General features: G+C 50.5%; 9 protein-coding genes. 3 read left to right on the forward strand and 6 right to left on the reverse strand.

Going from position 1 to position 13,927, the window contains the following annotated elements:
* Positions 1–158: 158 nt before the first annotated feature.
* The 4 genes from FCL45_RS12450 to FCL45_RS12465 all read right to left on the reverse strand — a co-directional run bounded on the left by FCL45_RS12450 (position 159) and on the right by FCL45_RS12465 (position 5,210).
* Positions 159–833 carry an ABC transporter ATP-binding protein gene (locus FCL45_RS12450; protein ID WP_136796543.1) on the reverse strand — a complete coding sequence of 225 codons (675 nt, stop codon included), beginning with the start codon at positions 831–833 and terminating at the stop codon, positions 159–161.
* Positions 830–2,056, reverse strand: a complete 1,227-nt coding sequence (locus FCL45_RS12455; protein WP_136796544.1) for a lipoprotein-releasing ABC transporter permease subunit — start codon at positions 2,054–2,056, stop codon at positions 830–832. The genes FCL45_RS12450 and FCL45_RS12455 overlap by 4 nt, the downstream gene beginning before the upstream one ends.
* Position 2,057: 1 nt before the next feature.
* The gene (lysS, locus tag FCL45_RS12460; protein ID WP_136796545.1) at positions 2,058–3,593 is read right to left on the reverse strand and encodes a lysine--tRNA ligase; all 1,536 of its coding nucleotides are present in this window, start codon (positions 3,591–3,593) and stop codon (positions 2,058–2,060) included.
* A gap of 285 nt (positions 3,594–3,878) precedes the next feature.
* Positions 3,879–5,210: a class I SAM-dependent RNA methyltransferase gene (locus FCL45_RS12465; protein WP_136796546.1), complete on the reverse strand. Its 1,332-nt coding sequence runs from the start codon at positions 5,208–5,210 to the stop codon at positions 3,879–3,881.
* A 124-nt stretch (positions 5,211–5,334) separates the two neighbouring features.
* Here FCL45_RS12465 and FCL45_RS12470 point away from each other — a divergent pair, with 124 nt between their 5' ends.
* Together FCL45_RS12470 and FCL45_RS12475 are read left to right on the forward strand one after the other, a co-directional pair.
* Entirely contained in the window at positions 5,335–7,074 is a 1,740-nt protein-coding gene (locus FCL45_RS12470) for an autotransporter assembly complex protein TamA (RefSeq protein WP_136796547.1), read from the forward strand.
* Positions 7,071–10,895, forward strand: coding sequence for a translocation/assembly module TamB domain-containing protein (locus FCL45_RS12475; protein ID WP_136796548.1), 3,825 nt, complete (start codon positions 7,071–7,073; stop codon positions 10,893–10,895). The genes FCL45_RS12470 and FCL45_RS12475 overlap by 4 nt, the downstream gene beginning before the upstream one ends.
* Before the next feature lie 103 nt (positions 10,896–10,998).
* On the opposite strand, the gene FCL45_RS12480 is transcribed toward FCL45_RS12475, so the two are convergent.
* Positions 10,999–11,496 (reverse strand): asparaginase, encoded by a 498-nt coding sequence (locus FCL45_RS12480; RefSeq protein ID WP_136796549.1) that lies wholly within the window; start codon positions 11,494–11,496, stop codon positions 10,999–11,001.
* Positions 11,497–11,763: 267 nt separating this feature from the next.
* On the opposite strand from FCL45_RS12480, the gene FCL45_RS12485 reads away from it, so the two are divergent.
* Positions 11,764–13,107 (forward strand): sigma-54-dependent transcriptional regulator, encoded by a 1,344-nt coding sequence (locus FCL45_RS12485; RefSeq protein ID WP_136796597.1) that lies wholly within the window; start codon positions 11,764–11,766, stop codon positions 13,105–13,107.
* A gap of 44 nt (positions 13,108–13,151) precedes the next feature.
* Here FCL45_RS12485 and FCL45_RS12490 read toward each other — a convergent pair whose 3' ends face one another.
* Positions 13,152–13,622, reverse strand: coding sequence for a hypothetical protein (locus FCL45_RS12490; RefSeq protein ID WP_136796550.1), 471 nt, complete (start codon positions 13,620–13,622; stop codon positions 13,152–13,154).
* Positions 13,623–13,927 lie beyond the last annotated feature (305 nt).

The following is a 13,927-nucleotide window of genomic DNA, read 5'->3' on the forward strand; positions in this document are numbered from 1 at the left end:
AGAAAATGGTGGAGCTGGCAACGGGTATTGTTCGGGCTGGTGTCCGGATAGTGGCCGTATTATCGGATGAGCTGGGAACATAAAAAAATCCCCTGTAGACAGGTGCTCAGCACATTTACAGGGGATCAATATTGAGTCAGGGCTTTGGTGTTTCGGTATTACTCTTCGATCTTTCCGTCTTTCAAGGTGTAGGTTATGTCCATCCGGGCCGCAAGATCCATGTTGTGAGTGACCATAATTACCGCCAGAGAGCGCTCCCGACAAAGCTCTTCAAGCAGGCGGAAGACTATATCGCCGGCACGGCTGTCGAGATTACCTGTTGGTTCATCGGCAAGCAATATGGCCGGATTCATAATCAGCGCCCTGGCAAGAGCGGTACGCTGCTGTTCACCGCCGGAAAGTTCGGCAACCCGGTGATCGAGTCTGTGGTCCAGTTCTACCCGTTTCAACAGGCTGGTCGCGGGCCCAATCAGATCTTTACGTTTCTGGCCATTGATCAGGCCAGGCATCATCACATTCTCAAGAGCACTGAACTCGGGCAAAAGATGATGAAACTGAAAGATGAAACCAAGTGAGTTATTACGAAATGCGGCCATCTTGGTGTCATTTTTGCCGTTGAGCTTGTCGTTCTTGAAATAGAGCTCACCTGAGCTGGGGCTGGCAAGAGTACCGAGTATCTGCAAAAGAGTTGTCTTGCCGGACCCTGAAGCACCGACTATCGCGGCCATTTCACCGGCGGAGATAGAGATGTTCACCTGGTCGAGAACATGAATCTCCTCACTGCCGGAGTGATATGTTTTGGAGAGGTTTCTGGCTTCAAAAAGCGCGCTCATGACAGCACCTCCGCCGGTTGCACTTTAGAAGCCTTCCACGAAGGGTAAAGCGTTGCCAGCAGGGTGATCACTATGGAGCTGACAGCTACTATGGTGATATCAAGCGGCAAGACTTTGATCGGTAAAGTTGTCATTGGGTAGACATTTGAAGGCAGTTCAATGAACTGGTAGCGCGAAAGCAACTCGCAGAGACCGAGCCCGCCGAGCACTCCAAGAGTTGTGCCTGTGAGAGCGATAACTGCACCCTGCAGGAAGAAGATCTTCATGATGGAACCTGATGTGGCTCCCATGGATTTCAGGATAGCGATATCCTGGCTTTTTTCCATGACCACCATTATCAGGGCGCTGATGATATTGAGTGCAGCCACCAGTATGATCAGGGTGAGGCAGATGAACATACCTATCTTTTCCAGTTTAAAAGCTGCAAAAAGATTTCTGTTCATGCTCATCCAATCCTTGGCGATGAAACCTGTGCCGAGCTTGCTGACAATATCCCGCCCTACCTGGTCCGCCTTATTCAACATTTTGTGACGAACGGTAACCTCGATGCCGTGGGCAATGTCTCCCTCGCCCAGAAAATTCTGGACATTGGCAAGGGACATATAGGCGAGAGATGAGTCATACTCAAACATGCCGGTCTCAAAAATCCCGCTCACCCGGGTGGTTTTCACCTTGGGAATGACCCCCATGGGAGTCAGCGGACCGGAAGGGGAAATCAAGCGTACTTTGTCACCCAATCCCACGCGCAGATCGGCAGCAAGGGCTTTACCGAGAATTATTGTCGGTACCCTGTCTTCTACAACTTCGTCAAGGTCGTGGATAGAACCAGCAATCATCTGTCCCGAGAGGCCAACCACATTTTCGGCGGTGACAGGATCAATACCACGCAAGACGACACCGCTACCGCCGTAGGAACTGCTGACAAGCGTCTGGGCGTAGAGGTATGGTGTTGCCCCGGTCACGTCTTTTACCGTCAGCACCTGTTCACGGGTGTTCTGGTAGTCCCTGATGGCACCACCATACTGCTGGACAATGATATGGGAGTTAACGCCGAGGATCTGATCTCTTAATCCATTGGTAAAACCTGCATATACAGCCAGTACCACGATGAGTGCAATGACACCAACCGTGATACCGATTACAGAGATAAGAGATATAAGGGAGATAAACCCGTGTTTGTGTTTAGCGCGTAGATATCTCTGGCTGATAAACCATTCGTACATATTAGTTTTCCGCGTTGTCGTCTGAAGAGGCTTCAGTTTCGGCTCCCTCTTCAAGTTTCACCTCGGGCTTGAGGTGTGGGAAGAGGATAACGTCGCGGATAGAAGGAGAATCGGTAAGCAGCATTACCAGACGATCAATGCCGATGCCCTCGCCAGCTGCGGATGGCATGCCATATTCCAGGGCGCGGATATAATCGTTGTCCATTTCCGGGTGGATCTCGTCGTCATCACCACGCTCGTCGATCTGCTTCTGGAAGCGTTCACGCTGGTCGACCGGGTCGTTCAGCTCACTGAAGGCGTTGGCTATTTCACGACCGGTAACGAACAGCTCAAAGCGGTCGGTAACAGTAGCGTCATCTTCATTCCTCCGGGCCAGAGGTGATACCTCGGTGGGATATGAGGTGATGAAGGTAGGGTCAATCAATTTTTCTTCAACCAGCTCTTCAAACAGCTCGGTTTTAGCTTTGCCGGCTCCTGCCTGTTTTTCGAGCTTGATACCTTTCTCCTTAGCCAGGGCGAGTACCGCTTCCTCGTCTTTGAGGAGTTCTGCGTCAATGCCGGCAACTTCGATCAGAGCTTCGTCCATGGTCATACGTTTCCAGGGCGGAGCGAGGTTCACCGGTACTCCCTGGTATTCGATCTGCATGGAGCCGTTAACTTTTTCGCAGATAGAAGAGATCATCTCTTCGGTGAGATCCATCAGTTCGTCATAGGTGGCGTATGCCTGGTAGAATTCAAGCATAGTGAACTCAGGGTTATGCCTGGTGGAAAGACCCTCGTTACGAAAATTTCTGTTGATCTCAAAGACGCGCTCGAAACCACCCACCAGCAGTCGTTTCAGGTAGAGTTCAGGGGCGACGCGCAGAAAAAGATCCATTCCCAGAGCGTTATGATGTGTCTGGAAAGGTTTTGCGGTAGCACCACCGGGAACTGCCTGCATCATCGGAGTTTCCACTTCCATGAACTGTTTGGCGTTCAGGAATTCACGTACCAGCCTGATGATTTCTACACGTTTCCTGAATGTATCTCGGGATTCAGGGGTAACGATAAGGTCAACATAGCGCTGGCGATACCGGGTTTCCACGTCGGTCAGACCATGCCATTTTTCGGGCAGAGGGCGCATGGATTTGGAAACCATGTTGACACAGCCGGCCTGCAGGGAGAGTTCGCCGACTTTGGTCTTGAACAGGGTACCCGTAACTCCTACGATATCACCGATATCCCACTTTTTGAATCTGGCAAACTCATCTTCTCCGAGAATGTCCTTTTTCAAGTAGATTTGTAACTGGCCACTGCGATCGGCGAGGTGGATAAAAGCCGCTTTACCAAACTTGCGCATGGACATGATACGACCGGCGAGGGAAAAAGTTTCACCGCTTTCGTCATGCTGCTGAGCTTCGAGGTTTTCTCCTTTTGGGAGCAGGTCGGATACGATGTTGGCAGGTTTGAAGCTGTTGGTGTAAAGCTTTACGCCAAGCTCTTCGAGAGCTTCAGCTTTTTCGCGACGTTGCTGCAAAATTTGGTTGTCTTTGCTCATGATAATTACGTGTGTGTTGAAAAAATGGTGATTCGTTGCTGGAGCATCGAGACCACGCTTGTAGCGCGGCGAATGAGGAATCGGGCGAACCTGTTTGTTGTGGTAGGCCGCTCTAAACACACAGTGAGGTCTGTTTCCTGGGTGTTATCTAGTCCGCACGAACGTTCTCCGGAGTATTTTCGGGTATTTCTAATGCCAGTTGTTCTATAAAAAAAGCGGCAGACTGGCTGCCGCTGGTTTAAACACAAATGCGCTACTAGGAATTAACGGGAAAGTCCCATTCTGTCAATTCTTTTCAAGCAAAACCACAGTCTCGATATGATGGGTCTGGGGAAACATATCGACAGGTTGAATACATTTGACGGTGAAGCCTGACCTGACAAGTTCGCCCATATCCCTGCACAGGGTTGCAGGGTCACATGAAATATAAACAATACGGCTTCGGCAAAGCTGAGTCAATTCCCGGTTGAGGCCTGGTATCCCCTGGCGTGGAGGGTCTATGACCAGACAATCAAAAGAGGCGCCATCCGCGACCAGCTTTTTGCAGGCCTGGTGAATGGGGCTTTTGGTAAACTCTGTGTTGTTCAAGCCTGCCAGGCCAGAGTAGTGTCTGGCAGAGCGGATAGCTGCCCCTTGACCTTCAATTCCCAACACATGCCGGGCTCTTGTTGCGATGGGGATGGAGAAATTTCCAGAGCCGCAGAAGAGATCGAGAACTGTTTCGTCTGCCTCAACAGCCAACTGGTTCAGAACGCATTCAATCAGATTTCTATTCTGCTCCAGGTTGACCTGGCAAAACCCACCTATCTCCCAGCCGAGTCTCAAAGTCGCAGAATCATGATTAAAATCGGGATAGGTTACTGCCAGACTGGCCGCTTCAGCTCTTTTGCTCAGGCCATCTGTGAGAGGGAATGCTTCCCCTTTAAAAAAGATACTCTCGATCAGCTCAAGTTCTTTGACTATAGCTGCAGCCGCCTGAAAATCTGCCGGGCGTGGCTTGCGTCTATAATGAAAAATAGTCGCAATTTTCGAGGATTCCGGATTCCAGAGTAATTCTACTTCGCTTGTCAGGTCGGTAAGGTGGTTAAAGCTGCTGTGCTCCCGCAGTTGCCTGAGGGCCTGGTTCAGTTCCGGTTTTGCCAGCATGCAGCTTTCAATTGCCACAACTTCGTGACTTCGATGCCGGTGAAAACCGCAATCTCCATATTCGTCAACCCAGAGTCGTATTCGCTGGCGATAGTGAAACTGGTCTGGTGAAGCGAGGGCTTTGGCGACTGAACAGCCTACCTGCACCTCTGTCCCATGAAACTCTTTATCGACAAGATCCTGAATAACATCAGTCTTAATCTGAAGCTGGAGATCATACGCGGCATGTTGCAGGTCGCAGCCACCGCAACTGCCGTAATATGGGCAGGGCGGAGCTATACGTCCTCTATTGGCCTTGATGATGTTCAGTAATTTGCCATGGACATAGTTCTTTTTAATCCGGTCGATAGCGATATTTACCTGTTCTTCCGGGAGAGTGAAGCGTGTCATGGCCCACTTGCCGTCAGCAAGTTGACCCAGGCCGAGGCCACCGTGAATTATTTTTGAAATAGTTATAGAGTGCGTATTCATGTTTCAATCGGGCGCAAGTCGTGTACAATATGGGGCAATGGCAGAAGGACGCCTGGCGGCCTAGCCGTACGAAGCTATCTCTATACCCAATACAACAAAAAAAGCTCTACCTAATATACCAACTTTGTATCGTCGAATTCTAATTTTTTCACTGTTGATGGTCGTCGGGCTGGTGCTGATACCGCTCCATGCTCTGGCTGCGACCGTAAAAGTTTCGGTAACAGGACTGGACGCTGAGCTGAAAGACAATGTCCTGACCAGGCTTGAACTCTATCAACACCGCGACAGTCCCAGATTGACAGTTTATGAGATTCGTCGTCTCCACCGAAAAGCAGAAGGTGATATTCGCTCGGCGATTGCTCCGTTTGGCTTTTACGATCCTGAGATATCAGCAGAACTCAAGGAAGTAGACGGACAATTCATTGCCTCATATGATGTAAAACCGGGTGAACCGGTGCTGGTAAATGATGTTGATTTATCAATTACCGGGCCTGGCAGTCAAAAGCTCATGGGCGGTCTGCAACAGTTTCCGCTCGGGGTTGGCGATGTTCTGGATCAGGCCAAATATGAAAAAGCGAAGAAACAGCTCGTTCGCGCTGCCATCCGCCAGGGATATATGAAGGCGGAGTTCATTGTTCGGGAGATTCGTATAAACCGCAAAGAACGGCGAGCTGATATAAGTCTTACCCTTGATACAGGGCCGCAATACGTTTTCGGTGAAACAATTTTTTATGACGAGAATGTCGATCAGTCGCTGTTGGCAAAGTACCTGCCGTATACAGACGGCGAGCCATACAAACCGATCAAACTCATAAACCTGCAAAGATCTCTGTACAGATCTGATTATTTCAGTCGTGTGGTGGTCGACGGCAAAGTCGATCAGGCTGTGGATAATGTCGTGCCGGTAGAGGTTCGGCTCACTGAGCCTGAGCACTTGAACAGGTATTCCATTGGTCTCGGGTATGCGACTGATACCGGGGTTCGAGGTCGTTTTGAGTGGCGGAACAGGTTGCTCAACCATAAAGGTCACAAATTTCGTTTCGGTGCTCAGTTAAGTGAACTGGATAATAACATAGGTCTGAACTACGAAGTACCCTGGCGTAACCCTATAACCGACAAGATGCTCTATAACGCCTCATACCATGACCAGATATGGGATGATACCGACACCCGTCTTTTCACTCTCGGGGTACAGCTGGAACATCGTGGGGAAATTGTCAGGCACAGTGGCTTGTTCGAAGTTCGTGACGAGCGTTACACCGTTGGGGCGACCTCAGGTGATAGCCTGCTGTTCGTGCCCACCTATACCGGTACGCTGGTCTGGGCCGATGACCTTTTTGATACCCGCTATGGTCTGGAACTTTCCTTGAGCGTGAGTGGTGCCAGTAAAGCCCTGGGATCGGATGCCTCTTTTGTGAAAAGCGTTATCGGCGGAAAATTCATATATCCCTTTGTACCTGGCTGGCGTTTGATCACTCGGGGAAGCCTGGGGGCAACTCTGGTCGATTCTATTGATGACCTGCCGCCCTCACTCCGCTTTTATGCCGGTGGTGACAACTCCATTCGAGGCTATGGCTATAAAGAGATCGGTACCAAAGATTCATCCGGGACAGTGGTTGGCGGCAGGTATCTGGTGATTGGCAGCATTGAGGTTGAAAAGGAAGTTACCCCCACCTGGGGAGTGGCGGCATTCTGGGATGTGGGAACCGCCACCGATGACCTCAGCTTGAGGTTTGAGCAGGGTGTGGGAGTTGGCCTTCGATACCGGCTGCCATTCGGGCAGGTTCGTGTAGATCTGGCGAGTGCCATCCTGGAGGATGGTGCACCTCTGAGGTTGCATCTGACAGTAGGGGCGGATTTATGAAGTCTGTCCTCCGTTTTACAGGAGCACTCCTGCTGCTGATAGCAGCTCTGGTCTTTATCCTTGGTTGGAGTCAGCCCGGTTTGAGATTACTTGCCAGAACAGCCGCGGGGCTGACCGATGGCAACGTTTCGTATCATGCCGTTTATGGAACTCTGGCCTCCTCCTGGGAGGTCGATAATCTGAAAATCCATACCCCGGCCGCGGAAATTGCCATTGGCTCGGTGAAGGCCGACTGGCGACCGTTAGAGATATTCAAGAACAAGCTGCATGTTCTCTCTTTTCGAGTCCAGAGTGTGGATGTTTTCCTGCTGGAACAAGAGCATGTTGCCGAAAAGGAAGAACAGAGCCGGGAACCTGTTATTCTCCCTCACTTGAAGTTGCCGATTGAGGTCTTGCTCGACAGCATCAAAATAGAACATGCCAGAATCTCTTCCGTTTCCTTCCCCGAAATTGCCTATGTTGAGCATCTTTACCTGTCGCTTTCAGGCCAAGAGGACACTGTCCGGCTGAGCCTTCTGGATCTGCAGGCAAAGGGCTATAGCGCCAATTTGACAGGTATGCTCAATACCGCCGATGGCTGGCAGGTTGAGCTGGGCGGCGATGCCACCTTTTCGGGATATGGGGTTGGCCCCCTGGCTGGTACATTGCACCTCGCCGGGCCAATTGAGCAGTTGGCAGCCCATGTGGAGCTGAATGAGCCCACCAGGGCAACAGTGGATGGTGAAATAACAGGCCTGCCGAACAATTTCTTGTGGCGAGCGGACCTGGATATCGAAAGATTTCAGCTGGAGAATGGCCACCGGATTTTGCCGGAAATGATGATCGGGGTGAAAGGACCGGCCCACGGTGATCTGAAAAATTATTCAGGAAAGCTCAAAGGGAATCTGGATTATCTTTTTTTCGATGATGTCGATTTCGAAATTGAGCTTTCCGGCAACTATGATCAGATTGAGTTTCCATACATACACGCTTCGAACAGGAAGGGAGAGGCCGAGCTTGTCGAAGGGCTGCTTTCCTGGGATGAGGAATTGCTCTGGCGAGGAAAGCTGACACTCTCTGATTTTGACCCGTCACAGCTCCACCAGCAGTTTCCCGGCAGGATTGGCCTTGGGCTGATCAGCTCCGGCAGCTATACGGGAGAAGATGGTCTGCAACTGCTTGGTGACTTCAGTGACATCAAGGGGGAACTGCGTGGATTTGATCTGGAAGGTGAAGGACAGATTAAGGTTGCACAATCGACTATTACGCTTGAGGGGGTCAATTTTACCAGTGACGATGCTGAATTGCAGCTCGAGGCGATGGCTCGTATGGCGAATGGCCTCGACAAGCCCGGAGAATCTTTTGAGTGGCAGACCGATCTCTCCGTTAAAGAGCTGAATCCTTCCCTTTTTTTTGCAGACTATCCCGGCAGCTTGAGCGGCAGTTTCACCAGTAACGGTATTCGGGAACAGGAAAGCCTCAGAGGCGTGGTTCAGGTTGAACAGCTTGAGGGAGTGGTACGCGACTACCCGGTAGAGGGACATGGTGAACTTCTGTTAACGCCCGATCGACTCGATATCGACAATGTGATTCTCAAAAGTGGTACATCTGAACTGAGTCTGACAGGGACTGCCGGCGAAGAACTGGATCTTTCGGTGAATCTTGAATCTCCGGATCTCAGTGAATTCCTGGTTGATCTGGGGGGCAGGGTGAACCTGTCCGGAAGCGTGGTAGGTAATCGGCAGCAGCCCGATTTCTCGGCAAAACTGCTAGGCAGTGAAATCCGTTATCAGGAACTGGGGGTAGCCAGTGTCAATGCAGAGATACGGGGCGGAGTAGATCCGGAAAGTGTTGTTTCAGCCACAGTTGAGGCTTATGGCCTGCAGACAGGTTCTCCGGATAGTCTGGTAGTTGAAAAAATCAAACTCAACCTTGAGGGCCTGGTTAAACAACACGAATTAACAGGGTTGTTGCAGGTCAATGAGGGGCTGGCGGATTTTATTCTCAGTGGCGGTTTGTCAGAAGAATATGAGTGGGCTGGTGACTTGCAGCGTTTCCGGGTTACAGGACAGAATATAGGTACCTGGGGACAGAGGGGGGAAGCACCCCTTGCACTGTCGATGGATCAGGCCCTTCTCGACTCTCTATGCGTGTTCGCCGGGAAGGAACGAATCTGTCTGTCGGGCATGTGGGAAAAGGAAAATCAGTCATTCTCCGTGGATTTTGGCTGGCAGGATATGGAATTGTCTCGACTCCAACCCTTTTTGCCGGTGACTGATCCCGTGTGGGGCAAAAGCTCGGCCGATTTCAGCTTTCGAGGGAACCATGGCCGGTTTGAGCTGGGGAGTGGCCTTATGGCGATTGCAAAAGCGGGTATAGGGCACCGAGATGAACAGACTGAAGACGATTGGGAGCGTACAGATCTTGATAATGCTGTTTTGCGAGTGAATCTCGCTGGCGATAATCTGACAGCTCAGATTGATGCTTTTTTTGCCGACCAGTCAAAATTTAGACTGGATTCGGAAATTTCCAATTTGGGCTCTTTGGGCAAAGGGTTGGATGAGCTTCCTCTTCGCGGCGTCGTCGAAGCTGATATTCGTTCCCTTGATTTTGTTGCTCCCTTAACCGATTACCGTGTTCGTCCTTCAGGCTCTTTGTCCGGAACGATGGATTTAAGCGGAACAGTGGCTCAACCGGCCATCACCGGCAAGCTCGATCTGACGGATGGTGTTGTTGACGTACCTAGCCTTGGAATTTCACTCAAAGACCTGAAGTTCACCCTGAGCGGTGCCCAGAACGGGGTCAGTTTGTTAGCCGAGGCGGTCTCTGGCGCCGGTTGGCTTAAGGCCCAGGGGGACCTCGGGGTAGGTGACGGCGGTGTGTTTGGTGATTTTGCATTCACCGGGGACAGTTTCGATGCGGTTATGCTGCCGGAGTACGCTATTCAGGCCTCGCCTGATCTGCGTTTGCAGTTCAACGAGGAGGGAGGGCACCTCAGTGGCAAGCTTCATATTCCGAGTGCTCAGGTCATGCCGAAAAATCTCAAGGCTGCGGTCAGCGAGTCCGGTGACGTGGTATTTATCAATGGCGAGGAGGAACAAAAAGCTGCCAGCTGGCAATTCGGTATATCCATGCTGCTTACCCTTGGGGATGAAGTAAAGCTGAGTGGATACGGCCTGAGCGGCGACCTCGGGGGGAATCTGCAGATTGACATGGTGCCGGGCTCGGTTATGACTGGCAAAGGAGAGTTGTCTCTTGAAGAAGGAGTCTTCTCCATTTATGGTCGTTCCCTGGATCTGGTTCGAAGCAAGCTGCTCTTCAGTGGTGGTCCGATCGACAACCCCGGAATCGATGCACGGGCGGAAAAAGTCGTATCGGAGGGTGATGCAACCAGTGAAGCAGTTAAAGTGGGAGTGGATGTCAGCGGCACGGTTGATAATCTGGAGTTTGTGCTCTATTCAGACCCTCCGATGGATGACACTGATATTCTTGCCTATATGGTGGTAGGACGATCCATGTCAAACACCGGCCAGCAGGATGAAAACCTGCTCAGTTCTGCTGCTCTGGCTTTAGGGCTTGAGACAAGTGTCGGCCTGGTGGACAGGTTGACCAGTCTGCTGCCAATAGATGATATGTATATCGAGGGGACCACCAGTGAAGAAATGTCACTGGTGGTTGGCAAAAAGCTGACTGACGAACTGTATATCGGCTATGACCATAACTTCTTTGACCAGCTTGGTGAATGGCTGTTGCGTTATGACCTTGGTAAAGGTTTTTCGGTGGAGACCAGGTCTTCAACCGAGGCGACTGGCGCCGATATCCTCTATTCCTTTGAGCGTTAGCCGGAACTCCTCAGACGTTCAGGCAGATTGAAGTTGGTCCCGGAGCTGAGAATGTTACCGGAAAGGATGGTAGCAGATGGGGACAAGTCAGCGGGGGCGCATTTCACCCGGTGGGGTTGATCTCCTCGAACATGTTACGTTCGAGATTTTTACGCACATTGTCTGCATTGAATATTGCCCCGTTCATGGCAATATAAATTCCGGGTTCAAGAGATTGTACAGCGCCCAGCGCACAGCCGACATTGAAAATGGCATCGCTGGTCTTGAAGAGGGCTGGTTCCAGGGCTCCAGTCAGTACTATGGTCTTATTCTCAATACCAATGAGTGCCCTGGCTGTTTCGGCCATGGTGTCTGTGCCATGAGTTATGACAATTTTCTGTGATTTTGTTTCCTGTACCGCTTTGCGTATGGTTTGGCGATCCTCGTCAGTGACATCAAGACTGTCTTTGCGAAACAGGGAAACAATTTTATAACTGAGATTCAGATTCAACTCCCCCAGCAAACGCTCAACATTGGGCGGTCCGACCTCATATTCACTCTTGGCATCGAAGTAGATCTTATCGATTGTACCGCCGGTGGTGAGAATTGTAATATCCTTCATTTGATGTTCCTATGGGTTTAGTGGTGATTATTAAGCGGAGTATTGAGTGGTGCCGCCTCGAAATGACCGCTTAGGTATTTCATTATACAACGGATTGGCTCGCCACTGTTTGTACAAGATTTTTTCTTGCATTTCACATGGGATGAGCACATATTTCAAGCCTGAAATATAACTTTTTATATTATACACTAAAACAGCAGCACCCCTTTCCCGGTCAACTGCTCTTTTATAAATGAACTCAAGGGACATCAAGTGGCAAATAGACAGATGACAGTTCTGGTTGTGGATGACGAACAGGTTCACCGTTACATGTTGAGCTCCATGCTGAAAGAGTGGGGGTGGAGGTGTGTTGAGGCGGATGACGGGACCACTGCCGTGGCGGCAGTTGAGCAGAACAGTTATGACGCGGTGCTGATGGATATCCGGATGTTGAAAATGGATGGGCGCGAGGCTTTTCGGCGTATTCGCGAGATTCAGCCAGCCTTGCCGGTTGTCTTGATGACCGCCTATTCTTCTGTAGATGATGCGGTCTTGATGATTCAGGAGGGGGCCCACGATTACCTGACAAAGCCCCTTGATTTCGACCGGCTCAGGCTGGCGCTGGAACGGGCTGTGGATCATCGCCAGGTTACAGAAAAAAGGCAGCAGGCACCCAAGGAGAGGCGGGAGGTTGAAACAGCTATTATAGGTGAGTCACCGAAGATGCTTGAACTTCTCGAGATGATCTCTTATGTGGCGCCAACGGAAGCTACGGTGCTCATTTACGGAGAATCAGGGACAGGTAAGGAACTGGTGGCCGAGGCGCTGCATATCAATAGTGAACGTCGTGATGGACCGTTTATTAAAGTGAACTGTGCCGCGCTCGCCGAAAGTCTCTTGGAATCGGAGCTGTTTGGCCATGAAAAGGGCGCATTTACCGGTGCTGACCGGCAGCGGGACGGTAAGTTTGTCCAGGCGGATGGTGGAACCCTTTTTCTGGATGAGATCGGGGAAACTTCCCAGGCCATGCAGGTAAAGCTGCTGCGTGTGTTGCAGGAGCAGGAGCTGCAGCGGGTGGGCGGTGAGGTGACGGTCAAGGTTGATGTGCGAATTATTGCTGCCACTAACCGCGATCTGGAAGAAGAGGTCAGAAAAGGAAATTTCAGGGAAGATCTCTACTATCGGCTCAACGTGGTGATGCTGACTTCACCGGCACTCCGTGAACGCGACGGGGATATCCCGCTTTTAGTGAATCATTTTGTAGAGAAATTTGCTGCCAAAAACAGAAGAACAGTCTCCCGCGTTATTCCGGCATGTATGGATCTGCTCTGCGGCTATCCCTGGCCCGGCAATGTCCGGGAGCTGGAAAATGCAATAGAACGCGGGGTAATCCTGATGCGGGGCGAAGAGCTGACTGAAAAGAGTCTGCCTTTGTCTGTCCAGAGATTTCACCAGCAGCAAAAGGAAACCACTGTAGCCAAGCAGCCTGCGTCACTCTTTGAGGCAGAGAAAAAACTTATTCTTGAAACGCTCGAAAAGACAGAAGGAAACAAAAGTGAAGCGGCGCGCAGACTGGGGATTACCCGGAAGACTCTGCAGAATAAGTTGAACAAGTATGAAAGTGAGGGGTGAGGTAACAAACGCTGGGCTAAGGGATGTTGGATGAATGACTGAGATCAGTAGGTTGTGTCCCAGGTGTAGCCCTTTTCACTGATAAATTCTCCACCGAGCTTCCAGATGTGAACCTTCTGTCGGTCACTGACTGTGTAGTAAGCGCCTCCGGGAACCCAGTTTAAGATCGATTTGGTATAGAACAGGCCGCCTGCATAGTGATGGATGCTGCTTGTGGTACCATCGGTGCTAAAGGTTCTATATTCCAATTTTTCTGGTGCTGCAAAGTAGTAATAATGCGTATTTTCCGCTTCCAGTGTATACGTACCGCCAGGAAACCTGATGCCCTCGGATTTGAAAATTGAGTCATAAAAGACCATTGATTCGTTTAGAATTATCTGTTTCTGCGGGTCGACGATCGCCTCGACCTCTCGATCTGCATAGGTAACGGGATTCATGGGTGGCAACACCAGGCCACACCCGCCAAGCAACGGGTAGAGAAATAAAACCGGCAACATTGCTTTACAATTGTTCATATGAACTCCGGCTGATCGGAAAAAGTAACTGAACGGGCGAATACTGCGCCTAACAATACAATGGCTTATTCCTGGTGTCGACGGGAAATTTTTCGCCTTTTTATGATGTTGGCATGGATTGAACGAGTAATTTAACTCTATTCAGCCATTTTCTTGTACTACTCATCTCTTTGTTTCTTCGCTACTCTTTTGAGGTGATGCCGTGCCCTCGCCGGATCTGTTCTTTCTCCGGAAAATAATTGACATAATCTGAATATATCTGTCTTGACATTGGCCGAGGCTTACTTATTGTTCGCACAGGTTTT

It is taken from the genome of Desulfosediminicola ganghwensis, from assembly GCF_005116675.2.
Lineage (GTDB): Bacteria > Desulfobacterota > Desulfobulbia > Desulfobulbales > Desulfocapsaceae > Desulfopila > Desulfopila ganghwensis.